Annotated in this window: 19 protein-coding genes; 11 read left to right on the top strand and 8 right to left on the bottom strand. The window is 34.3% G+C overall.

What is annotated here, in order from left to right:
- Positions 1–11: 11 nt before the first annotated feature.
- The 5 genes from IR213_RS02070 (at position 12) to IR213_RS16525 (ending at position 7,782) form a co-directional block, all read left to right on the top strand.
- Positions 12–1,229, top strand: a complete 1,218-nt coding sequence (locus IR213_RS02070) for a peptidoglycan DD-metalloendopeptidase family protein (protein WP_194310657.1) — start codon at positions 12–14, stop codon at positions 1,227–1,229.
- 102 nt (positions 1,230–1,331) lie between these two features.
- Positions 1,332–2,975, top strand: a complete 1,644-nt coding sequence (gene pgi, locus IR213_RS02075; RefSeq protein ID WP_194310658.1) for a glucose-6-phosphate isomerase — start codon at positions 1,332–1,334, stop codon at positions 2,973–2,975.
- A 320-nt stretch (positions 2,976–3,295) separates the two neighbouring features.
- On the top strand, positions 3,296–6,619 hold the full coding sequence (locus IR213_RS02080) for a TonB-dependent receptor (RefSeq protein ID WP_194310659.1): 3,324 nt from the start codon (positions 3,296–3,298) through the stop codon (positions 6,617–6,619).
- Between the two features lie 104 nt (positions 6,620–6,723).
- On the top strand, positions 6,724–7,146 hold the full coding sequence (locus IR213_RS02085) for a hypothetical protein (protein ID WP_194310660.1): 423 nt from the start codon (positions 6,724–6,726) through the stop codon (positions 7,144–7,146).
- A 153-nt stretch (positions 7,147–7,299) separates the two neighbouring features.
- Positions 7,300–7,782 carry a septal ring lytic transglycosylase RlpA family protein gene (locus tag IR213_RS16525; RefSeq protein WP_194310661.1) on the top strand — a complete coding sequence of 161 codons (483 nt, stop codon included), beginning with the start codon at positions 7,300–7,302 and terminating at the stop codon, positions 7,780–7,782.
- On the opposite strand, the gene IR213_RS02095 is transcribed toward IR213_RS16525, so the two are convergent.
- A complete protein-coding gene (locus tag IR213_RS02095; protein ID WP_194310662.1) occupies positions 7,783–8,253 on the bottom strand; it encodes a CYTH domain-containing protein in 471 nt (156 codons plus the stop codon). It abuts the gene before it with no gap.
- A 130-nt stretch (positions 8,254–8,383) separates the two neighbouring features.
- On the opposite strand from IR213_RS02095, the gene dinB reads away from it, so the two are divergent.
- On the top strand, positions 8,384–9,466 hold the full coding sequence (gene dinB / locus IR213_RS02100; RefSeq protein ID WP_194310663.1) for a DNA polymerase IV: 1,083 nt from the start codon (positions 8,384–8,386) through the stop codon (positions 9,464–9,466).
- Between the two features lie 127 nt (positions 9,467–9,593).
- Here dinB and IR213_RS02105 read toward each other — a convergent pair whose 3' ends face one another.
- The 6 genes from IR213_RS02105 to IR213_RS02130 form a co-directional block, all read right to left on the bottom strand.
- A complete protein-coding gene (locus IR213_RS02105) occupies positions 9,594–10,367 on the bottom strand; it encodes a Bax inhibitor-1/YccA family protein (RefSeq protein WP_194310664.1) in 774 nt (257 codons plus the stop codon).
- A 115-nt stretch (positions 10,368–10,482) separates the two neighbouring features.
- Entirely contained in the window at positions 10,483–11,913 is a 1,431-nt protein-coding gene (gene pyk, locus IR213_RS02110) for a pyruvate kinase (RefSeq protein ID WP_194310665.1), read from the bottom strand.
- A gap of 5 nt (positions 11,914–11,918) precedes the next feature.
- Entirely contained in the window at positions 11,919–12,407 is a 489-nt protein-coding gene (locus tag IR213_RS02115; protein WP_194310666.1) for an IPExxxVDY family protein, read from the bottom strand.
- Positions 12,408–12,520: 113 nt separating this feature from the next.
- On the bottom strand, positions 12,521–13,261 hold the full coding sequence (rnc, locus tag IR213_RS02120) for a ribonuclease III (RefSeq protein ID WP_194310667.1): 741 nt from the start codon (positions 13,259–13,261) through the stop codon (positions 12,521–12,523).
- Positions 13,262–13,266: 5 nt separating this feature from the next.
- A complete protein-coding gene (fabF, locus tag IR213_RS02125; protein ID WP_194310668.1) occupies positions 13,267–14,520 on the bottom strand; it encodes a beta-ketoacyl-ACP synthase II in 1,254 nt (417 codons plus the stop codon).
- Positions 14,521–14,700: 180 nt separating this feature from the next.
- Positions 14,701–14,937 (bottom strand): acyl carrier protein, encoded by a 237-nt coding sequence (locus tag IR213_RS02130; protein ID WP_007137004.1) that lies wholly within the window; start codon positions 14,935–14,937, stop codon positions 14,701–14,703.
- Positions 14,938–15,112: 175 nt separating this feature from the next.
- On the opposite strand from IR213_RS02130, the gene purN reads away from it, so the two are divergent.
- From purN to IR213_RS02150, 4 genes are all read left to right on the top strand, one after another.
- Entirely contained in the window at positions 15,113–15,682 is a 570-nt protein-coding gene (purN, locus tag IR213_RS02135) for a phosphoribosylglycinamide formyltransferase (RefSeq protein WP_194310669.1), read from the top strand.
- A 2-nt stretch (positions 15,683–15,684) separates the two neighbouring features.
- Complete coding sequence (gene rnhA / locus IR213_RS02140) at positions 15,685–16,164, top strand: ribonuclease HI (protein ID WP_194310670.1); 480 nt, start codon at positions 15,685–15,687, stop codon at positions 16,162–16,164.
- Between the two features lie 74 nt (positions 16,165–16,238).
- Positions 16,239–17,162: a PfkB family carbohydrate kinase gene (locus IR213_RS02145; RefSeq protein WP_194310671.1), complete on the top strand. Its 924-nt coding sequence runs from the start codon at positions 16,239–16,241 to the stop codon at positions 17,160–17,162.
- Positions 17,163–17,271: 109 nt separating this feature from the next.
- Positions 17,272–19,170, top strand: coding sequence for an amidophosphoribosyltransferase (locus tag IR213_RS02150; protein ID WP_194310672.1), 1,899 nt, complete (start codon positions 17,272–17,274; stop codon positions 19,168–19,170).
- 284 nt (positions 19,171–19,454) lie between these two features.
- Here IR213_RS02150 and IR213_RS02155 read toward each other — a convergent pair whose 3' ends face one another.
- Positions 19,455–20,060, bottom strand: coding sequence for a superoxide dismutase (locus IR213_RS02155; RefSeq protein WP_228479060.1), 606 nt, complete (start codon positions 20,058–20,060; stop codon positions 19,455–19,457).
- A 294-nt stretch (positions 20,061–20,354) separates the two neighbouring features.
- On the opposite strand from IR213_RS02155, the gene IR213_RS02160 reads away from it, so the two are divergent.
- The gene (locus IR213_RS02160; RefSeq protein WP_194310673.1) at positions 20,355–23,504 is read left to right on the top strand and encodes a UvrD-helicase domain-containing protein; all 3,150 of its coding nucleotides are present in this window, start codon (positions 20,355–20,357) and stop codon (positions 23,502–23,504) included.
- The last annotated feature ends 28 nt before the right edge of the window (positions 23,505–23,532 follow it).

Consider the following 23,532-nt stretch of genomic DNA (forward strand, 5'->3'; position numbering starts at 1 on the left):
ATATATCCAATTTGAAAAAAGTATTTCTATTTATTATTGTTTCATTTTCAGTGTTTTCTTGTAAACAATCTGATTCAGTAAGCATAATTCCAGATCAAAAACCACTTCCTGAAATTAATAATTTTGGGTTTAATCTCAATGATTTTAATGTTTTTCACGATACCGTTCAAAGAGGTGATACCTTTGGGAGTATAATACAAAATCAAAATCTTGGAGACAAACAGGTTTATGATATTATCGAAAAAGTAAAAGACAGTTTTGATGTAAGAATTGTTAGAGTTGGAAAACCATTTACTTTTTTAAGGTCAAAAGACCGATATAAAAAACTAGAGGCATTCGTTTATCAGCCTGATAGAGGAAGTTATTATGTTATTGATTTAAGGGACTCGGTTACAGTCTACAAAAAAACCAGGCCTATCAGAACCAAACAAAGAACAATCACCGGAAAATTAGAGGGTTCCTTGTCAGAAGCATTAAGCAAGCAAGGTGTTGATGTGGCTTTGGCCAATAGATTGACCAAAGTGTATGCCTGGTCAATTGACTTTTTCAAGTTAAAAAAAGGAGATAAATTTGGCATCACTTTTACAGAAAGATATATTGATGACACCATTTACGATGGTGTTGATAGTTTAAAAGCTGCATTTTTTGAATATAAAGGGAAATTAATATACGCCTTTCCATTTGCTCAAAATCCAAATTCAGAAAAATTGGATTATTATGATGATGAAGGAAAAGCACTTAAGAATTTTTTCCTAAAAGCACCACTCAAATTTGTGAATATTACATCTCATTTTACGCAACATAGGTTTCATCCCGTACAAATGATATGGAAAGCGCACAAAGGAACCGATTATGCTGCGCCAACTGGAACGCCAATTATGACAACTGCTGCCGGAATTGTGGAACAAACGGGTTATACGGCAGGAAACGGAAACTTTGTTAAAGTAAAACACGATAAAACTTATTCTACGCAATATTTGCATATGTCAAGGATATTGGTTCGTAAAGGACAAAGAGTTGCTCAGGGAAGCATTATCGGGAAAGTAGGAAGCACAGGTCTGGCAACGGGGCCTCATGTTTGTTACCGATTTTGGAAAAACGGAGTTCAAGTGGATGCGCTAAAATTAAAATTGCCCAATTCTCAACCTATGGACAGGAAAAACTTACCCCGATTCATGTCGCAAATGCAACCTTTAAAAAGAGAATTAGACAGCATCGCCAATTTATAATTCTAAAAACAGTTATTTAACTGCTTTCAACGAAATAAAATAGCATTGTTTATTTTACAAACTAAATAGTGTAAATTTGCACCTTCAAAAATAAAATTAACAATGGCATTACAAAATACAAACCCCACTACCACATTAGCTTGGCAAAAACTTCAGAAACATTTTAACGAAATGCAAAATGCTTCTATGTCAGTAATGTTTAATGAAGACAATACAAGAACATCACAATTTCATTTGCTATGGAATGATTTTTTAGTAGATTATTCTAAGAATATCATCAACAAGGAGACGATGGATTTGTTACTTGAATTAGCAAACGAAACACAGTTAAAAGACGCAATTGCTAAATATTTTGATGGTGATATCATCAATCAAACCGAAAACAGGGCAGTTTTACATACTGCATTGCGCGCTAAGGAAACTTCAATTATAAAAGTTGACGGAGAAAATGTAATTCCAGAAGTTTTCGAAGTTAAAAACAAAATTAAAACTTTTACAAATGAAGTTTTAATCGGAGACAGAAAAGGATATACAGGAAAACCATTTACGGATATCGTTAATATTGGTATTGGCGGTTCAGATCTAGGTCCGGTGATGGTTGTAGAAGCTTTAGAATATTATAAAAATCATTTAAACGTTCATTTTGTGTCAAATGTAGATGGTGATCACGTAAATGAAGTCATTAAAAAACTTAATCCAGAAACTACACTTTTTGTTATTGTTTCCAAAACATTTACAACTCAGGAAACATTGACTAATTCTGAAACCATTAGAGAGTGGTTTTTGAAATCAGCAAAACAGGAAGATGTTGCGAAACATTTTGTTGCGGTTTCAACCAATATTCAGAAAGTAACCGAATTTGGAATTAATCCTGAGAATGTTTTTCCAATGTGGGATTGGGTTGGTGGACGATTTTCATTGTGGAGCGCCGTTGGACTTTCCATAAGTTTGGCTGTTGGGTTTGATAATTTTGATAATTTATTAGCTGGTGCAAATGAAATGGATGAACATTTCAAAACTGCCGATTTCGATAAAAACATTCCTGTAGTTTTGGCCTTGTTGAGTATTTGGTACAACAATTTTTTCGGATCTGAAAGTGAAGCGTTGATTCCATACACACAATATTTACAAAAATTGGCTCCTTATTTACAGCAAGGAACTATGGAAAGCAATGGAAAAAGTATAGGGCGTGACGGAAAACCTGTCGATTATCAAACAGGAACTATTATTTGGGGCGAACCAGGCACTAATGCGCAACATGCGTTCTTTCAATTGATTCATCAAGGAACCAAGCTGATCCCAACGGATTTTATTGGATTTGTAAAGCCATTGTATGGAAATGAAGACCATCACAGCAAATTGATGTCGAACTTTTTTGCACAAACCGAAGCATTAATGAATGGTAAAACAAAGGAAAAAGTTCAAGCTGAATTCGACAAACAGGGACTTACTGAAGAAAAAGCAAAATTTCTTTTACCATTTAAAGTCTTCAGCGGAAACAAACCAACGAATACAATTCTAATACAAAAATTGACTCCAAAGACTTTGGGTTCTTTGGTTGCATTATATGAACATAAGATTTTTGTTCAGGGAATTGTTTGGAACATTTTTAGTTATGATCAATGGGGAGTTGAACTTGGCAAGCAATTGGCCAATTCAATTCTTGATGAAATACAGTCTAAAAGGGTAAATTCCCATGATAGTTCAACAGCGTTTTTATTGAACCACTTTTTGAAGAATAAATAATCAGTATTTTTGATTTATTGTTTTGGATATTGCCCTGATTTTTTATAAATCGGGGTTTTTTTATGTTAAAAATTGTGAAAAAGTTTAGTTTTGCTTCATTAATCTTGATTTACATGGCTTGTATCTCTTTGTAAGTTTATAAAATTAACAACTAAAATTATATTAAATCATTTTATTTATTATTTTTTTATGAAATAATTATAAAATTCTTTTTTAAAAAGCAAGTCTCTAAAAAGTACCTATCCTTAACGTTATCTTAACTTTTTGTAGAAGGAATGTTATACTTTTGCAAAAATAAATTAACTAAACAAAAAACAAAAATGAAAAAAGTTACATTCCTTTTTATTTTTTTTCTGTCCGTTGTTAGTTATTCCCAAGTTACAACTTCAGGAATTTCTGGAACGGTAAAGTCAAATTCAGGAGAAAGACTCGTTGGCGCAAGTGTTGAAGCAATTCACCAACCAACAGGTACAAAGTATTTTGCCACAACTGATGGAAAAGGTGGATTTTCAATCCCAGCCATTAAACCAGGGGGACCTTATGTTGTTAAGGTAACTTATGTGGGATTTAAACGCACTGAAATTACAGATATTAATGCTCCATTGGGGAACGATGTGAATTTAAATGTTGTTGCTGAAAGCGAATCAAGTGAACTAAAAGAAGTTGTTGTTAATAAAACAAATTCCAATAGTATTATTTCAAAAGATAAGTCGGGGGCATCGCAACAATTCTCTAACAGACAAATCAATTCGATTCCGGTGTTAGGATCTAGATCTATCAATTCGATCACGAAATACAATGCAAATGCAGGCGCTGGAGGATCTTTTGGAGGTCAGGATTCCAGATTAAACAATTTTACAATTGATGGATCTGTATTTAACAATGGCTTTGGTTTAGGTAATGATGCACAAGCTGGAGGAAGGACAGGATCAACTGCCATTTCCCTTGATGCAATAGATCAACTACAGGTAAATGTAGCTCCTTTTGATGTGCGTCAATCTGGTTTTACAGGTTCTGGAATCAATGCCGTAACAAGAAGTGGAACAAATGAATTTGAAGGATCGGTATATAATTCATTTCGTAATAACGGAAAAAATTATGTAGGGACTAGAGCTGGCGATGTGACAATTAAACCATCAAATTTTAGCGAAAAAATTTGGGGAGCTCGATTCGGAGCGCCAATTATTAAAAACAAATTATTCTTCTTTGGAAATTTTGAAAATGTAGACGGTGTGAAGCCTGCCCATACTTGGACTTCAACTGGCTCTGCTCAACCATCAGGACAAATTTCTGCACCTACATTTGCTCAATTACAAGACCTTTCTGATTTTGTGCAACAAAAACTAAATTATACTACTGGTCCATGGGAAAATTATGATGCCGTAAATACATCGAGAAAATACTTGGTTAGATTAGACTGGAATATCAATGATAATAATAAATTATCTGTTAGATATGTACACCATGATTCTTCGGCAGACCAAGTAATTTCTAATTCGTATGTTGGGAATAGTCTTGGAAACAGGATTGGAGTAAATGCACTTGCATACAAAAATAGTGGTTATGTTATTCAAGATAATACTCGTTCAGCTGTTGTAGAATTAAATAGTAAATTATCCGAAAAATGGCATAATAATTTTATTGGAGGTTATGATAAACAGCTTGAAAATAGAGGTTTACAAGGAACTTTATTTCCTACTATTGACATCAAATCTTCTGCGGCAAGCACAAATGATTTTATCACTTTAGGTTTAGATCCTTTTACGCAAGGAAACAAATTAGATTATTCTACTTTACACTTTACGGATAATATTACAGGTTTTTTTGGTAAACATACTCTTGTTTTTGGTGCTAATTTTGAAAATTTCAAATCTAACAATTCTTTTTTCCCAGGATCTAACGGAGCTTATACTTTTAACTCAATAGCTGAATTTAAGGCTGCTGTGAACGAATCAGTAGCGAATAATTTTAAGCCAACCACCACTAATTTGCCGGCTGCTTTTCAATTTAGATATTCAGCATTGCCGGGAAATGCAGAGCCACTTCAAATATTAAAAACTACTAAGGTAGATGCGTATGCACAGGACAACATTAAAGTAAGTGATAAATTAAAAGTAACTGTAGGAATTCGTGCCTCAAGAGTTTCTTTTGAAAACACGGCACTTGAAAACCCTGTGGTAAATGCATTAACTTTCGCTGGTGGAGAGAAACTAAGCACAGGAACGATAGCAAAAACTCAAATTTTGCTTGAGCCAAGAGTTGGTTTTAATTTAGACTTAAAAGGAGATGCTTCAACTCTAATTCGTGGAGGATCAGGTATTTTTACAGGTCGCCCTCCTTTTGTATTCCTCTCTAATGCTATTGGTAACAATGGGGTTCTTACAGGTTTTATTGATGCAAGAAATACTGGAGCAATTACAACAGGTAATGGAACGATTCCTTATGGATTTACTCCAAATCCAGGACAATATTTTACACCTGCAACAGCAACTTTGCCAACAACATTGGATTTAGCGTTTACAGATAGGAATTTTAAATTTCCACAGGTTTGGAAAACAGATTTAGCTGTAGACCAAAAACTACCTTTTGGTTTTGTGGGTACTATTGAAGGGATTTATAGTCAAAACTTAAATGCGATTAATTACCGTAACGCTAATCTAGATGTACCAGTAGCAGCTTCAACATTTATAGGTGCAGATCAAAGACCAATATATGCCAGAACTGATAATGGAGTTCGTGTTAATGATAATGTCTCTAACGCAATCGTACTTGATAACACTAATAAAGGTTATTTTTATTCAGCAACTTTTAAATTAGAATATCCTTATAAAAATGGAATTTGGGGTTCAATTGCATATACGCATTCTGGAGCTTATGATTTATTGTCAGCAGGATCTGTTGCCGCAAGTTCTTGGACAGCTGCAAGATCTGTAAATGGTAATAATGATCTTCCGTTAACCGCTTCTAATAACAATACACCTAATAGGTTAGTTGGAATTATAGGTTACAAAATTAAATATGGAGGAACTTATGGTGGTGCAACTTCAATTAATCTGGGTTATATAGGAGAACAAACAGGAACTTTTTCTTATGCCTATAGTGGAGACTTGAATGGAGATAGAGTGTCTAATAATGATTTGCTTTATGTGCCTAATACGAGCACTGAAACTAGATTTCAGCCACTTACGGTTGTTAGTAAAGGAGTAACTACAGTTTATACCGAGTTGCAACAACAACAAGCCTTTGATGCTTACATCAATCAAGACAAATATTTATCAACAAGGAGAGGTCAATATGTCGAAAGAAACGGTGCAATACTACCAATATTACACAAAATAGACCTTTCGATAACGCAAGATTTTTTCATTAAAATCAAAGGGAAAAACAACAGCTTTCAATTTAGAGCTGATATACTAAACTTTACAAATTTAATAAATAAAGATTGGGGAGTTTCTCAAAGAGCTACTAATTCTAACGTGTTGAATTTTAGAACAGTAACTGCTAACGTTCCTTATTTTCAATTGGCAACTCAAACTGATGCCTCAGGAAATGCTTTCTTAATAAAAGATACATTCCAAAAAAATGCTTCTGTATTTGATGTTTGGCAAGCACAATTTACGTTAAGATATATTTTTGGTAAATAATTTAATAAGTTATTAGCTATTCAAAAACCTCACTTGATTTTGTCAAGTTGAGGTTTTTTTTATGCCTTTTTTTATTTATATTTGTTGAAACAAAAAAATATTTTATGTACGAAATCATTCAAAAATTGCATTCTGGCTGGGCCTATATGGCCTTTTTATTATTAGTAATTGCGGTAGTCAATTCATTCATTGCTTTATTTTCCAAAAAAGAGTTTACTGAAAAAGACCGAAAAATTGCACTATTTGGTTTGGCAGCAATACACACTCAATTGTTGATTGGTATAATTGTTTATTTTGTTTCTCCATTAGGCTTTGCTTCTCTTGGTCAAATGAATGATGCAGCGCTTAGGTTAACTTCGTTAGAACATCCATTAATGAATATAATTGGGATTACTTTGATTACTATTGGTTGGATGAAACATAAAAAATTGACAACAAGCGAATCAAAATTCAAGACTTTTTCTATTTATTACGGTCTAGGATTAGTGATAATTTTGAGTAAAATTCCTTGGGGATTGTGGTTTTAAAAAACAAAGAGAAGTCCTGAAAAGGACTTTTTTTATCTAGGTATGGTTTTTGCTAAATGGAGTTTAACTAAAAGTTTAAAATGAAATCGAAGATTATTCCATCCGTTCCCTTTTAGGCTCGGGTTACGAATACCACAAAAAAATTTTAAAATTGTGAGTAAAAAATTAACAACACTTTTTCTTTCAATAACCATTGCTGGTTTAGCAATAAGTCAAACCGTGGTTTCAGATAGGCATAAATCTTCTATCCAAAAGGACAGCATTAAAAAAAGCAAAATTCTTGTTGAACAAGAGATTGTTTCTGATACTTTAGTTATTGAAACCGGAAAGTTTAAATTCTACAAAAAAGGCGCTCATGCCTCTTATTATGCTGATAAATTTAACGGTAAAAGAACAACAAGTGGAAAAAGATTCGATAATAACAAATATACTGCGGCGCACAAAAAATTCCCTTTTGGAACGAAATTGAGAATTACTAACGAAGCCAATGGGAAATCAGTAATTGTAGAAGTAATCGATAGAGGACCTTTTGTAAGATCAAGAGAAATTGACCTTTCAAAACGTGCTTTTATGGAAATTGCAAACAATAGATCATCTGGAGCAATAATGGTGACAATGGAGGTGCTTCAAAAATAATTATTTCCAATTCATAAAAGGATTCTTGCTCAAATATGAATTATAGTATCTATTGTCATTAGTGACTTCTTTGCCTAGCCAAGAAGGTTTTTCAAAAGTTTCAGTTTCTGAGCCAAGTTCGACTTCGGCAACGGTTAATCCTTCATTTTCTCCATAAAACTCATCAACTTCAAAGATGTGACTTCCTATTTTAACCTCAAAACGGGTTTTGTCGATAACACCTTTTTCGCACAACAGCATTAATTTTTGTGCTTCATCAACCGGAATTTCCTTTTCCCATTCAAAACGCGAAATGCCGGACTCATTAGAAGCTCCTTTTATGGTCAGAAATCCTTTATCTCCTTTTATTCGAACTCTAACAGTGCGTTCAGGAATTGAGTTCAAATAACCTTGTGTAATTCGGCTTTTTGCAAAAGCTTCTTTTTTATAATCTTCAGATGCGACTAAAAACTTTCTTTCTATTTCTATCATTTTGTCATTGCGATGAACGAAGCAATCTTTTGAAGATTTTCGTCTGATTTATTTTTATTATTCACGACATCAAATGTATAAAAAAATCTTCGGGTATCTTTGAGTAATAGTTTTTACATAAATTTGCCTTATGTCAGAAATGAATCCAAATAGAAAAATCATCCACATTGATATGGACGCTTTCTTTGCCTCAGTTGAACAAATGGATAATCCTGCTTTGCGGGAAAAACCAATTGCCGTGGGTGGTGCCGAAAATCGTGGTGTAGTTGCAGCGGCAAGTTATGAAGCCCGAAAATTTGGAGTTCGAAGCGCCATAAGCGGTGTTTTGGCCAAAAAGTATTGTCCTGATTTGATTTTTGTGAAACCCAGATTTGAACGTTACAATGAAATTTCTAATAAAATTCGAAAAATATTTAACGAATACACGGATTTGGTTGAGCCACTTTCGCTTGATGAAGCATATCTTGATGTCACTGTAAACAAAAAAGGTAATCCAAGCGCAACTTTATTGGCACAAGAAATCAGATTACGCATTCTCAACGAGGTGGGTTTAACTGCTTCGGCAGGGATATCAGTCAATAAATTTGTGGCAAAAATTGCCAGTGATTTCAACAAACCTAACGGTCAGAAAACGGTAAATCCAGGTGAAGTTATTCCATTTTTGGAAGAATTGCCTATCCGCAAGTTTTATGGCGTGGGGAAAGTCACCACCGAAAAAATGTATCAATTGGGGATTTTCACGGGATTGGAATTAAAAAGCAAATCCTTGGAATTTTTGGAGAAACATTTCGGGAAATCGGGTAATTTCTATTACAATGTGGTGAGAGGCATTCACAACAGTGAAGTGAAATCGGACAGAATTACAAAATCAGTGGCGGCAGAACATACTTTTGACATTAATTTGTCGTCCGAAATTTTTATGATGGTACAATTGGAAAACATCGCAACTTCTTTGGAAAAACGCTTAAAAAAATACAATATAGCTGGAAAAACGGTTACTTTAAAAATAAAATACAGCAATTTTACCCAACAAACCCGTAGTAAAACCTTGCCTTATTTTATTTCCGACAAAGGATTGATTCTAGAATCAGTGAAGGAATTGTTGTATCAAGAACGGATGAAAGACTCGGTTAGATTGCTTGGAATTTCTTTGAGCAATTTAAACACCGAAGAGAAAAAGACGGTTGTGGTTCAGTTGAAATTTGCATTTTAGAACTGGTATGAAAATTAGTTTTTAAACAATTACCCCCGCTCCCGCACGAATCCTTTCGTGTGGTTTGTGATTTGAATAAAAAAACCACGCTGAAAAGCGTGGTTATAAGACTTAAAAAGTTTTTAATTTATTTTCGGCTGTTTAGTTTAGATAACAATCTCAAAAACTCAATGTACAACCATACCAAGGTTATCATTAAACCCATCGCCCCAAACCATTCCATATATTTGGGCATTTTTTGTTCCACTCCTTTTTCGATTCGGTCAAAATCCAAAAACAGATTTAATGCAGCTATTACAATCACAAAAACACTGATACCGATGCTCATCATCGAATTGCCGTAATGAACAGGGACAAAACTGGTAAATATGGAGAACAGCCAAGAAATCAGGTAATAGGTGGCAATAGCTAGCGTTGCCGCTACAACAACCGATTTAAACTGCTCCGTAACTTTTACGATTTTAAATTTGTACAATCCTAAACAGACAGCAAATGTTACAAATGTGGCGCCAACGGCTTGAATCACAATTCCTGGGTATTTAGTTTCGAAAATGGCCGAAACTCCCCCAATAAATAAACCTTCAAACAAGGCATATCCCGGTGCTAAAATTGGTGAATATTGAGGTTTAAAAGAAGCAATTACAACTAAAATTAATCCCACTATTGCGCCTCCAAAAGCCGGAACTATAGGGTTCATTCCGTTAAAAGTCATCCACCAAATAACGATTGCAGATGCTGAAAGCAATAAAAACAAGATTAAAGTTTTATTGATTGTTCCAGACAAAGTCATTTCTTGGTTGTAATCAATAAGTGTTGCGTGATGCACTTCGTCATTTTTCGAAGCTGTTGTAGCTGAAAAAGATTTATTGTTTAAAAACGGATTATTCGATTTGAAAGCCATACTATTTTAGATTTGTTTTTACCAAAGATATAGTAAAAAACAAAATAAGTCCAAAAAAAAAATCCGCCTTGTTTAATTTCTAAACAGGCGGATTTGTTTGGGTATAGAAATTTTACTATAAAATTTCGGAAACTCTCAATGTGTTTACCATTCCTTTGTCCTTTAATGGCATTGCTGCTAAATTAATTAGAAATTCACCTTTGGTAACATATCCTTTTTCTCTTGCGATTTCATTAACATCAGCAATGGTTTCATCAGTGCTTTTCATCTTATCATAAAAATAAGATTTTACACCCCATAATAAATTGAGTTGTGTAAGGATTCTTTTATTGGAAGTAAAAACAAGAATATGGGCTGATGGTCTCCAAGCCGAAATCTGGAACGCAGTATAACCACTATTAGTCAATGTACAAATGGCTTTTGCTTCGATAATATTTGCCATAGTTGCTGCATGATGACAAATCGTTTTTGTGATAAAACGGTTTGTTCTTACTTGAGGGGTATTCTGTGGCACTTTAATAAGTGGAGAATCTTCAACAGCTTCAATGATTTGAGTCATTTTTTCAATAACCTGAACAGGGTAAAGACCAGTAGCTGTTTCTCCTGAAAGCATAACGGCATCTGCGCCATCCATTACAGAGTTTGCAACATCATTTACTTCGGCACGTGTTGGTGTCAGGCTGGTAATCATGGTTTCCATCATTTGTGTGGCAACAATTACCGGAATTCGAGCAGTTTTTGCTCTAAGAATTAATTCTTTTTGTACAAGCGGAACTTCTTGCGCTGGAAGTTCAACACCTAAATCACCACGAGCAACCATCAAAGCATCACAATATGCGACAATTTTATCGATATTCTCTAGTGCTTCCGGCATTTCAATTTTAGCAATAATAGGAATTTTATGTTCGGAATGTTTTGCAATTAATTCTTGTAAATCCTGAAGATCTCTTGGTGTTTTTACAAATGAAAGTGCGATCCAGTCTACATTTTGCCCAATAGCAAAAATAGCATCGGCAATATCTTTCTCTGTCAAAGCAGGAAGTGATATTTTTGTATTCGGAAGATTTACCCCTTTTTTAGATTTTAATTCACCACCTTGAATTACTCTGGCAATAACTTCTGTTTTTTTGTCGGTTTCAACAATTTCGAAAATAAGTTTTCCGTCATCGAGCAAAATACGTTCTCCAGGATTTACATCGTTTGGAAAATTTTGGTATTTCATAAAGACTTTTTTGGCAGTTCCAATGATCTCTTCGGCAGTTGTAAACGTAATTAAATCGCCATCATTTACGGTCACACCATCTTCCATAATGCCTACACGCAGTTTTGGGCCTTGTAAATCACCAAGAATTGCAGTGGTATAGCCAAACTCCTCATTGAGTCCTCTGATAAGAGCAATTTTTGTTTTTACATCATCATAATCAGCATGCGAAAAATTGATTCTAAACACGTTTACACCTGCTTCGATCATGTCTTTTATGATTTCACGCGTACTACATGCAGGTCCAAGTGTGGCTACAATTTTTGTTTTTTTGTTTGTTGACATTGACTTTAAAAAATTAAATTATTTTTTGATTTTACTTTATTTGTTTCGACTTTATAAACGGTCGATATGCTGTCGATTGTGTTTAATAGAAGCTGAATTTCTGTCACATTCAATCCTTCTTCTATGTTTTCTATTTTTAAAAAGTAATCAACTTTTTTAAATTCCGGAAGTAAATATACTTTTGTTGAAACTTCCAGGCTTATATTCGAAAATAGATTTTGGCTATTCTCATTTTTTTGTTGAACCACTTCATTTTTATTCTGAATCAAATTCCATGAAATTGCTTTTTCGGTATCGTAATAATAAAATCTTGAGAATTTTGTCTCTCCTTCTTTTATATTAATTTGAATCTCATTCTTGTTTTTGCATAAATTTATTGGAAGCTTTTGATTGATAAAATAGGCTAATCTATAGTCTTCTAATGAAGTATGAATAGCAATAAGATGATAATCTATCTCGTCAAATTCGCCAAAATCTAATTTATGAATAGCCATTTCAAGAAAAAAATAAGGTGTAAATATAGTATTTCTATTGAATCATTGCCCTCACAAAACCGATGTTTTTACTATTTTAAAAACGAAAACGTTATAGTGTAGCTAAATTTCAGCTATTTATTATCGATTTTTTTTTGAAAAGCAAAATAGGCACGTTGAGATGCTTTTTCTTCAGCTTTCTTTTTTGAGGTTGCCCTGGCTTTTGCAATTACCTTATCGTCGATGCTTAGTTTTACACCAAAAAACCGTTGCCCATCGATTCCGTTATCCTCAAAAATGTCATAATAAAATTGTTTCTTTTCTTTTTGGCACCATTCGATAAGCAGACTTTTGTAACTGATCACTTTTCCCTCAAGTCTGGCAATATCCACATAAGGAACAATGACTCTTTTTTGAATAAATTTTTCGCAGTATTCATAGCCTCGATCAAGATAAATTGCCCCTATTAAAGATTCAAAAAGATTTCCGTGGATGTTATCTCCAAAATGTTGTAAGGGAACTTTGCTTTCTACGAATCGAACAAGATTTAAATCTTTCCCCAGTTCGTTTAAATGTTCTCTACTTACAATTTTTGAACGCATTTTTGTCAAATAACCTTCATCGCCGGCAGGTGCTTTGTTAAACAAATGCGCTGCAATGACGGAACTTAGCATAGCATCTCCAAGAAATTCTAATCGTTCGTAATTAATGGCATTTCCTTTATCGTCTTGTTTATTAGAGGAACGATGCGTGAATGCTTTTTTGAAATAATCCAGATTAATTGGTACAAACCCTAGTATTTCACTCATAGAATCAAAAAAAATCCCGTCTTCAAGAGAACGGGATTTCGAAAATATTTTTCTGATTATTCCCATTGTAATTAGAAGTCTAATCTTTTAACTAATATACAAGCATTGTGTCCACCAAAACCAAAAGTGTTGCTCATCAGAACATTTACATCTCTTTTTTGGGCCACATTAAAAGTAAAGTTTAGTTTAGCATCAATGTTTTCATCATCGGTAAAATGATTTATAGTAGGAGGAATAATTCCGTGTTTTATCGAAAGGATAGACGAAATAGTTTCTATTGCACCAGCTGCTCCAAGTAAATGGCCAGTCATTGATTTTGTAGAATTCAAATTCATGGTATAAGCATGTTCTCCAAAAACATGTAAAATCGCTTTTGATTCTGCTAAATCACCCAGTGGTGTCGAAGTTCCGTGCATATTTACACCATCAACATCTGTTGGTTTTAATCCTGCATCTCTCAAACAGTTTAGCATTACATTTTTTGCACCTAATCCTTCCTGATGAGGGGCTGTAATATGATAAGCATCTGCAGACATTCCGCCTCCGCCAATTTCGCAATATATTTTTGCTCCACGAGCTACGGCATGTTCATATTCTTCCAGAATTAAAGCACCAGCGCCTTCGCCTAAAATAAAACCATCGCGGTCTTTATCCATTGGTCTTGAAGCGGTTTTTGGATCTTCATTTCTTGTTGAAAGAGCATGCATCGCATTAAATCCGCCCATTCCTGCAATTGTTACTGCAGCTTCTGAACCACCTGTTACTATTGCATCAGCATGACCCAAACGAATGTAATTGAAAGCATCAATAATAGCATTTGTTGAAGAGGCACAAGCCGAAACGGTTGTGAAATTCGGACCTCTAAAACCGTATTTTATAGAGATATGACCACCAGCTATATCAGCAATCATTTTTGGTATAAAGAAAGGATTGAATCGTGGTGTTCCGTCTCCTTTGGCAAAATCAAGCATTTCATTTTGAAATGTTTCTAGTCCTCCAATTCCTGAACCCCAAATAACTCCAATTCTATCTTTATCTAATTTTTCTAAATCAAAACCGGCATCTTTTACAGCTTCTTCTGCAGTAACTATTGCATATTGTGCATATCGATCCATTTTTCGGGCTTCTTTTCTGTCGATAAAGTCTTCAGCATTGAAGTTTTTCACTTCACAAGCAAATTGTGTTTTATGCTTTGAAGCGTCATAATGAGTAATTGTTGCGGCTCCACTAACGCCATTAATAAGACTATTCCAATACTCTTGGATATTATTTCCTATTGGAGTAAGCGCACCCAAACCTGTAACTACAACTCTTTTTAATACCATAACCTAGGGTGTTTTTTATATATTTCAACAAATAAAACCCACGCTTTCTTTCCTGTATTATTACTACAAAAGAGCATGGGTAATTCTATTTTTAATATTATTGAGATTGAAATTCAATCCGAAATTTAGTTTTTAAAATAATAACACCCGTTTACAATGAAGCAAACGGGTGTTTTTTTATTATTTCTTAGCTTCTTCGATATAAGAAATCGCTTGACCTACAGTAGCAATGTTTTCTGCTTGATCGTCTGGAATTTGAATATCAAATTCTTTTTCGAATTCCATAATAAGTTCTACTGTGTCTAATGAATCTGCTCCTAAATCATTAGTGAAGCTTGCTTCTGTTACAACTTCGTTTTCGTCAACGCCTAATTTGTCTACGATAATCGCTTTTACTCTTGATGCAATGTCTGACATAATCTTTAATTTTAAATTTTAATTTGTTGGCAAAAATAAAAAACTTTATTTTAAAACAACTATTTAGTTAATAAATGTGACAGCTAATTTATAAAATAAATTTCACAAAGACTTCAGTTTGTTATTTATTATCACTTTTTATTCTTTTTTTTGCATAAAAGAAATCATTTTGGTTATGAAGAAAATTGTAATTTTCGCTTCTGGTTCGGGGACTAATGCCGAAAACATCATAAAATATTTTGAAAATAAAGCCATTGCAACTGTTGTCGCTGTCTTTACCAATAATCCAAACGCCAAAGTGATTGAAAGAGCCAAAAACTTTCAAGTTCCAACAGAAATCTTCAACAAAGAAGAATTAATAGAAGGTAATGTCCTACAAAAATTAAATAATTTAGTACCCGATTTGATAGTTCTCGCCGGATTTTTATTAAAACTGCCCAAAAGTATGATTGAATCGTATCCAAATGCCATAATAAATATTCATCCTGCCTTGTTGCCAAAATTTGGCGGAAAAGGAATGTACGGCATGAATGTTCACAAAGCGGTTGTTGAAAACAAGGAAAAAGAAACCGGAATTACCATTCATTTTGTTAATGAAAATTATGACGAAGGTAATGTTATTTTTCAAAAAAGTGTTATGCTTTCGCCAACAGATTCCCCAGAAGTTGTTGCCGAAAAAATACACGAATTAGAACAAGATAATTTTCCAGTAGTGATTGATAAACTTCTAACCTCTAACCTCTAACTTTGAATCACGACGTACATATTTATACTGATGGCGCTGCCAAAGGAAATCCCGGACGAGGCGGTTACGGCGTTGTTATGGAACTAGTGGGAACGCCGCACAAAAAAGAATTTTACGAAGGTTTTCGTCATACTACTAATAACAGAATGGAATTGTTGGCCGTAATTGTGGGTCTCGAAAAGTTGAAAAACCCCAATATGAAAGTTTTAATAGTTTCAGATTCTAAATATGTGGTGGATTCCGTTTTAAAGAAATGGGTTTTCGGTTGGGAGAAAAAAGATTTTGCAGGAAAGAAAAATCCCGATTTATGGAAACGCTTCCTGGCAGTTTACAGAAAACACCAAGTCGATTTCAAATGGATAAAAGGACATAATAATCATCCTCAAAACGAACGTTGCGATGAATTGGCAGTTTTTGCATCTAGCCAAAAAGAACTTTCTGTCGATGTTTTTTATGAGAAAGAAGAGTCTAAACTTAAATAGTAACTTCTAATCACATACATTTTTAAACTTCAAACTTATAAACTATCTTTGCCGCTTAATTCGAATTACATATAATGAATAAATTATTGATTGTTGGAACCGTAGCTTTCGACGCTATTGAAACGCCTTTTGGCAAAACAGACAAAATTTTAGGCGGAGCAGGAACTTACATAGGACTTTCGGCTTCTCATTTTAAACTTCAATCTGCAATAGTTTCTGTAGTTGGAGATGATTTTCCGCAAGAATATTTGGATTTATTGACAGATAAAAACATAGATATTTCAGGTCTTGAAGTGGTCAAAGGAGGAAAAACCTTCTTTTGGAGTGGTCGTTACCATAACGATTTGAATTCAAGAGACACATTGGATACCCAGTTAAACGTTTTGGCTGATTTTCAACCAAAAGTTCCCCAGAATTTCAAAACTGCCGATGTTGTGATGCTAGGAAACTTGCATCCATTAGTACAAAGCAGCGTTCTGGATCAAATGGATGTCAAACCAAAATTAGTGGTTCTAGACACTATGAATTTTTGGATGGATTGTGCTTTGCCAGAATTATTGGATGTGATTAAACGTATCGATGTAATTACCATCAATGATGAAGAAGCAAGACAATTATCAGGAGAATATTCATTGGTAAAAGCAGCAGCAAAAATCCATACTATGGGACCAGAATATGTGGTTATCAAAAAAGGAGAGCACGGAGCTTTGTTGTTTCACGACCATAAAATTTTCTTTGCCCCAGCTTTACCTTTAGAAGAAGTTTTTGATCCAACTGGAGCTGGAGATACATTTGCAGGAGGATTTGCTGGATATATTACACAAAGTGAAAACGTATCTTTCGAAAATATGAAAAGCGCCATAATTTATGGGTCAAATTTGGCTTCATTTTGTGTAGAAAAATTTGGAACAGAAAAAATGGTTGACCTTGAGAAAGAAGAAGTGATTGCTAGATTGCAACAATTTAAATCTCTAACTCAATTTGATATAGAAATATAAAAAAGTATGCCTCGAATTTCGGGGCTTTTTTTATTAAGAATAGCCGCAGATTCACAGATTTTAATTTGCAAACTGCGTTAAAAATAATTAACTACAAATTACAACAACAATGAGCGACGCAATTAAACACGAATGTGGCATTGCCCTTTTAAGATTAAAAAAGCCGTTAGAATTCTACAAAGAAAAATACGGCACTGCTTTCTACGGTATACAAAAAATGTATCTCCTAATGGAAAAGCAGCACAATCGAGGACAAGACGGAGCAGGTTTTGCAAGCATCAAACTTGATGTGGAACCGGGTGAAAGATATATAAGCAGAGTTAGGTCGAATGATGCTCAACCTATCCAAGATGTTTTTGCCCAAATAAACGACAGGATAAATGAAGAATTAGCATTACATCCTGAATATTTGGACGATGTGGCTTTGCAAAAAAGGAAAATCCCTTATTTGGGTGAATTGTTTTTGGGACACGTTCGTTATGGAACCTTTGGAAAAAACAGCATCGAAAGCGTACACCCTTTTTTACGTCAAAACAATTGGATGCATAGAAATCTGATATTGGCTGGAAATTTCAATATGACTAATGTAAAAGAACTTTTTCAAAATCTTGTTGATTTAGGACAGCATCCAAAAGAAATGACGGATACGGTTACCGTAATGGAAAAAATAGGTCATTTTTTAGATAAAGCTGTTATTGAATTGTATCAAGATTGCAAAAATGAAGGCTTGACAAAACAAGAAGCTTCTCCAGTAATTGCAGAAAGATTAGATATTGCCAAGATTTTGACCAGAGCTTCAAAAAATTTAGACGGTGGTTATGCAATGACTGGGCTTTTGGGTCACGGAGACGCTTTTGTTTTTAGAGATCCAGCTGGAATTCGTCCTGCTTATTTTTATGAAGACGATGAAATTGTGGTAGTGGCATCGGAACGACCGGTTATTCAAACAGTTTTCAATGTAGATTTCGAAAAAGTAAAAGAACTTCAACCCGGAAAAGCCTTAATCATCAAGAAAAACGGAAAAGTTACAGAAGAAGAAATTCTTCCGCCAACTATAAAAAAAGCGTGTTCTTTTGAAAGAATTTATTTTTCTCGTGGTAGTGATGCCGAAATATATCAGGAACGAAAAAACTTGGGAAAACTAATTCTACCAGCCGTTTTAGAAGCCATTGATAACGACACAGACAACACCGTTTTTTCCTATATTCCAAACACTGCCGAAACTTCTTTCTATGGAATGGTCGAAGCGGCTCAGGATTTTTTGAATCAAAGGAAGAATAATTACATTCTCGAGAACAGAAAAAAACTGACAAGAGAAAAACTCGAGGAAATCCTTTCAGTAAAAATCAGAACCGAGAAAGTGGCTATTAAAGATGCAAAACTGCGAACTTTCATCACTGAAGACAGTAGCCGAGATGATTTGGTTGCCCACGTATATGATGTTACGTATGGCGTTATTAAACCAACAGATAATTTGGTAATTATTGATGATAGCATTGTGCGTGGAACAACACTCAAAATGAGTATTATCAAAATGATGGATCGGTTGAAACCCAAAAGTATAGTTGTAGTTTCATCGGCACCGCAAATTAGGTATCCGGATTGTTACGGAATTGATATGGCAAAACTTGAAGGATTGGTGGCGTTTAGAGCTGCATTAGAACTTTTAAAAGAAAGAAACCTATACCATATTGTCGATGAAGTTTATGCCAAATGTAAGCAACAGCAGGATTTAATGGATCATGAAGTCCTTAATTTTGTCACCGAAATTTATGCTCCATTTCAACCGCAAGAAATTTCAGATAAAATAGCACAACTTTTGAGTTCACCAGAAATCAATGCCGAAGTGAAAATTATTTTCCAAACGGTTGAGAATTTGCACATCGCTTGTCCAAAGAATTTAGGGGATTGGTATTTCACCGGGGATTATCCAACTTCTGGGGGTAACCGTGTTGTAAATAAGGCATTTATGAATTTTTATGAAGGTAAAAATGCAAGAGCATATTAATAGATCAATATTTTAGTAGTTCATCGAGTTTTTGTGTATTTCATCTAATTTATTTGTTATTAGCATATTGTGATTATATCTTTGATTCACCATAATATTAGTAGGTTAAGTTTATGGTAGATTTGGGGCAAAAAGGGTGAAAGCAATTTCACCTTTTTTATTGGAATAAAGTCAAGGGAAAGAGAATAGATAATAACCTTTTATTAGATAAAAGACAAAAAAATAGACGAACAAACCTTTTCAAGTCTATTCGTCTATCAGTTAAAGTCTAGTTTCTTAAAAGACTATTTCTCTAAAGCATATCTTCTGGCAACTTCATCCCAGTTTATTACATTGAAGAAAGCTTCAACATAGTCCGGTCTTCTGTTTTGATAATGCAAATAATAAGCATGTTCCCACACATCCATTCCAAGTATTGGTCTTCCGCCACAACCTACGCCAGGCATTAAAGTATTATCTTGATTTGGTGTTCCGCAAACTTCTAATTTACCATCTTTTACACAAAGCCAAGCCCATCCTGAACCAAACTGTGTGATTCCAGCTTTGGCAAAAGCCGCTTTAAACGCTTCAAATGTTCCAAAAGCACTTTCAATTGCAGTCAATAATTCTCCTGTTGGCAATCCGCCGCCGTTTGGAGACATAATTGTCCAAAACAAACTGTGATTGAAATGTCCGCCGCTGTTGTTACGAACAGCCATATTTTTCATATCCAAATTTGTCAAAATATCTTCAATGCTTTTTCCTTCTAAATCTGTTCCTGCAATAGCGGCATTTACGTTAGTGATATAAGCATTATGGTGTTTTGTAAGATGGATTTCCATAGTGCGCGCATCAATATAAGGTTCCAATGCGTCATACGCATAAGGTAATTGTGGTAATTCGAAAGCCATAATATAGTTGTTTAATGATTTATAAATATTTTATTCAAAAATAAACAATTAACTTTGGAATTGGAAATTCTATTTCGTTATAGTTTTATTAAATTAATTGATAGTGCTGTTTTATATCACACTGAGCTTTCGAAGTGAGGAGCTTTTTCCTGCTGTCATTCCAATCTCGCCAAGAAAAATGGCGAGGATTTTCCCTTCCATCAGGGCATTCGGGATAAGGAACTAAATCTGAAATGCTTCGCCAGTTCGCTATCGCTCGGGTCAAAAATCGTTACTCTGAAATCAAAAATCTAAATGCAAAGACCATCATTCTCCATATATGACGCATCGGCAGGTTCCGGGAAAACCTATGCACTCGTCAAAGAATACCTGAAAATCATTCTCGTTGCCAATAAAAATGATGCCTATCGAAACATTCTCGCCATCACGTTTACCAACAAAGCGGTGCACGAAATGAAAAGCAGAATCGTGGGCAGTTTATCCGAGTTTTCAAAAGACAATCCAAGCGAAAAAGCTCAGGATTTAATGCAACATTTGGCCATAGAAACGGAACTTTCCATTATCCAAATCAAAACCAAATCGCAACAAATCATCAAGCATATTATTCACAATTATGCGGCTTTTGATATTTCGACAATCGATAAATTCACGCACAAAGTCATTCGTGCTTTTGCACACGATTTAGGTTTGCCAATGACTTTTGAAGTGACTTTGGACACTGAAAATCTGCTCACAGAAGCCGTCGATGCCATTATTGCTCAAGCCGGAGAAGATGAAACCTTGACAAAATTGCTGATCGATTTCACAATGGAAAAAACTGATGACGACAAATCTTGGGACATTTCCAGAGAAATTCTCGAAACAGGTCGTTTGGTTCTCAATGAAAATAACCGAAATGAAATTACTCATTTTCAAGATAAATCCATCACGGAATTTGTCGAAATAAAAGAAAAACTTTCCGAAGCCTGCAAAGCTTTGGAAAAAGAAAATACAGCAATTGCAGAAAGTGCATTACAATTAATTGAGAAAAACGGAATTGATACCAAATCCTTTTCTGGGGCTTATTTCCCCAAACATTTACAAAGCATTCAAGAAGGAAAATTCAATCCAAAAAATAAAACTTACCACGAATCTGAAGACATAAAAATCAATAAAACCGCTAAAGACGGTGCTTTAATTGAAAATATTATCCCGGAATTATTGAAGATTCTTGCGACTGTTTATAAAAACTTTGAAAAACGGGATTTTTACAAAGCATTCCTGAAAAACATTACGCCTTTATCTTTGTTGAATACCGTCAGCAATGAATTGACAAAAATTCAAAGTGAACAAAACGTGCTTTCCATTTCCGAGTTTAACGCCATTATTCATCGAGAAATTCAAAACCAACCGGCTCCGTTTATCTACGAAAGATTGGGCGAACGCTATCGTCATTTTTTTATAGATGAATTTCAAGACACTTCTGAAATGCAATGGCAAAATCTGATTCCGCTTATTGACAACGCTACATCAAGCGAATTCGAAGGTGAAAAAGGAACTTTGATGATTGTTGGAGACCCAAAGCAGTCCATTTATCGCTGGCGTGGAGGCAAAGCAGAACAGTTTATAGAATTGAGTAAAGACCATAATCCGTTCAACAATCCTGATAAAAAGCCCTTTCATTTAGATAAAAATTACCGCTCTTATTCGCAAATAATCGAATTCAACAACGAGTTTTTTCAATTGTTGTCCAATGAATTCGAACAAGAAGATTACAAGGATTTGTATGCCAATCACAGCCATCAAAAAAGTAATACTAAAACAGGGGGTTATGTGAATATTTCTTTTATTCCAAAAGTTGAAAATGAGGAAGACGACGAAGAGGCTTTGGGTAAAACAGAATTGTATATTTTGACGACTTTAAACACCATTCAAAAAGTTGTGAAACAGGGTTTTGAATATAAGGAAATTGTTGTTTTGACACGGAAACGCAGTCAAGGAATTGCAGTTGCCAATTATTTGACAGAGCAAGGAATTCCGCTTTTGTCTTCAGAAACATTGATGATAAAAAATGCCACCGAAGTCCGATTCATTATCCATTTGTTAAAGTACTTAAAAAACAATTCGGATAAAGAATCAAAAGCCTATTTCTTGCATTATTTAGCGCAAAATAGTCAAGACAAATTTCCAATTCACGATTTTATTGCGCAAGGAATGGGGTTTGTAAATGAAATGGATTTTGAGAATTGGCTTGAGAGTTTTGACGTTAGCTTGTCTTTTCAAAACATCAAAAAAAAATCTTTGTATGAAGCGGTTGAGATTATTGTTTCTAAATTCCTTAATCTCAATAAAAGCAATGCTTACGTTCAGTATTTTATGGATATCGTTCTTGAAAGAGATATTCGCAATCAAGCGGGAATATCAGATTTTTTAAATTACTGGGACAAAAATTCGGAGAAATTCAGCATTCCTTCGCCCGAGGGGAATAATGCGGTTCGGATAATGACTATTCATACTTCTAAAGGATTGGAATTCCCAGTCGTAATTATGCCTTTTGCCGATGAAGATTACAGTCGCAGTCCAAAAAATAAATTATGGATTGACACAGAAGTAGAGGATTTTGGACTGCCAAAAGTATTGGTTGATAACAGCAAAGCCGTTGAAGGTTTTGGAGAAACGGCAAAAGCTGTTTATAGCCAAAAATCACAGGAAGAATTATTAGACAATATTAATATTTTGTATGTGGCTTTGACACGAGCCGAAGAACAATTATATGTGATTTCGAATATGAATTTAGATTCCAAAGGTGTTGTGAGAAAGAATAATATGGCTACTTTTTTTGTCAATTATCTGATTAATAAAGGAAAATTTGAAGAAGATAAATTCGAATACGAATTTGGAAATCCTGCCAAATTGTCAGACGAGAAAAAACACGTCGATACTTTGAAAACTATTTCTTTAGTTTCAGAAATTTTGAATCCCAAAAACATTAAAATCGCCCAAAGAGAAGCATTGATGTGGGGAACGCATCAGCAAGAAGCAATAGAATATGGAAATGTGGTTCACGAAATTTTGTCTTTTATAAAAATTAAAACTGATGTTGATTTAGCCATTACAAAAGCTATCGAAAGTGGATTAATTACTATGAATCAAAAAGAAGTGGTTTATAAAACCATTCAGGAAATTGTCAATCATTCGGAACTTTCAAATTATTTTGCCGAAGGAAACGAGGTATTGAATGAACAAACCATTATTCAAAAACTTGGAAACACCATCAAGCCTGACCGAATGGTTTTGACAAATCACAAGGAAGTTTACCTTTTGGATTATAAAACCGGAACACATAATTCAAAGTATCAATTACAATTGGAAAATTATCAAAATGCAATTGAATTAATGGGTTATAAGGTTGTAAAAAAAGCACTTATTTATATTGGTGAACAAATCAATGTGGTAAATTTGTAGAAATCTTTGACACTTAAACATAAGAAAT

The sequence above is a fragment of the Flavobacterium soyangense genome (assembly GCF_015277675.1).
GTDB lineage: Bacteria > Bacteroidota > Bacteroidia > Flavobacteriales > Flavobacteriaceae > Flavobacterium > Flavobacterium soyangense.

Coding starts and splice junctions, on each gene's coding strand:
- IR213_RS02105 (WP_194310664.1), bottom strand. CDS start 10,367: ATGGCTTTCAAATCGAATAATCCGTTTTTAAACAATAAATCTTTTTCA.
- pyk (WP_194310665.1), bottom strand. CDS start 11,913: ATGTCAACAAACAAAAAAACAAAAATTGTAGCCACACTTGGACCTGCA.
- IR213_RS02115 (WP_194310666.1), bottom strand. CDS start 12,407: ATGGCTATTCATAAATTAGATTTTGGCGAATTTGACGAGATAGATTAT.
- purN (WP_194310669.1), top strand. CDS start 15,113: ATGAAGAAAATTGTAATTTTCGCTTCTGGTTCGGGGACTAATGCCGAA.
- pgi (WP_194310658.1), top strand. CDS start 1,332: ATGGCATTACAAAATACAAACCCCACTACCACATTAGCTTGGCAAAAA.
- IR213_RS02145 (WP_194310671.1), top strand. CDS start 16,239: ATGAATAAATTATTGATTGTTGGAACCGTAGCTTTCGACGCTATTGAA.
- rnc (WP_194310667.1), bottom strand. CDS start 13,261: ATGGGAATAATCAGAAAAATATTTTCGAAATCCCGTTCTCTTGAAGAC.
- IR213_RS02095 (WP_194310662.1), bottom strand. CDS start 8,253: ATGATAGAAATAGAAAGAAAGTTTTTAGTCGCATCTGAAGATTATAAA.
- IR213_RS02085 (WP_194310660.1), top strand. CDS start 6,724: ATGTACGAAATCATTCAAAAATTGCATTCTGGCTGGGCCTATATGGCC.
- IR213_RS02155 (WP_228479060.1), bottom strand. CDS start 20,060: ATGGCTTTCGAATTACCACAATTACCTTATGCGTATGACGCATTGGAA.
- IR213_RS02080 (WP_194310659.1), top strand. CDS start 3,296: ATGAAAAAAGTTACATTCCTTTTTATTTTTTTTCTGTCCGTTGTTAGT.
- IR213_RS02150 (WP_194310672.1), top strand. CDS start 17,272: ATGAGCGACGCAATTAAACACGAATGTGGCATTGCCCTTTTAAGATTA.
- fabF (WP_194310668.1), bottom strand. CDS start 14,520: ATGGTATTAAAAAGAGTTGTAGTTACAGGTTTGGGTGCGCTTACTCCA.
- dinB (WP_194310663.1), top strand. CDS start 8,384: ATGTCAGAAATGAATCCAAATAGAAAAATCATCCACATTGATATGGAC.
- IR213_RS02160 (WP_194310673.1), top strand. CDS start 20,355: ATGCAAAGACCATCATTCTCCATATATGACGCATCGGCAGGTTCCGGG.
- IR213_RS02130 (WP_007137004.1), bottom strand. CDS start 14,937: ATGTCAGACATTGCATCAAGAGTAAAAGCGATTATCGTAGACAAATTA.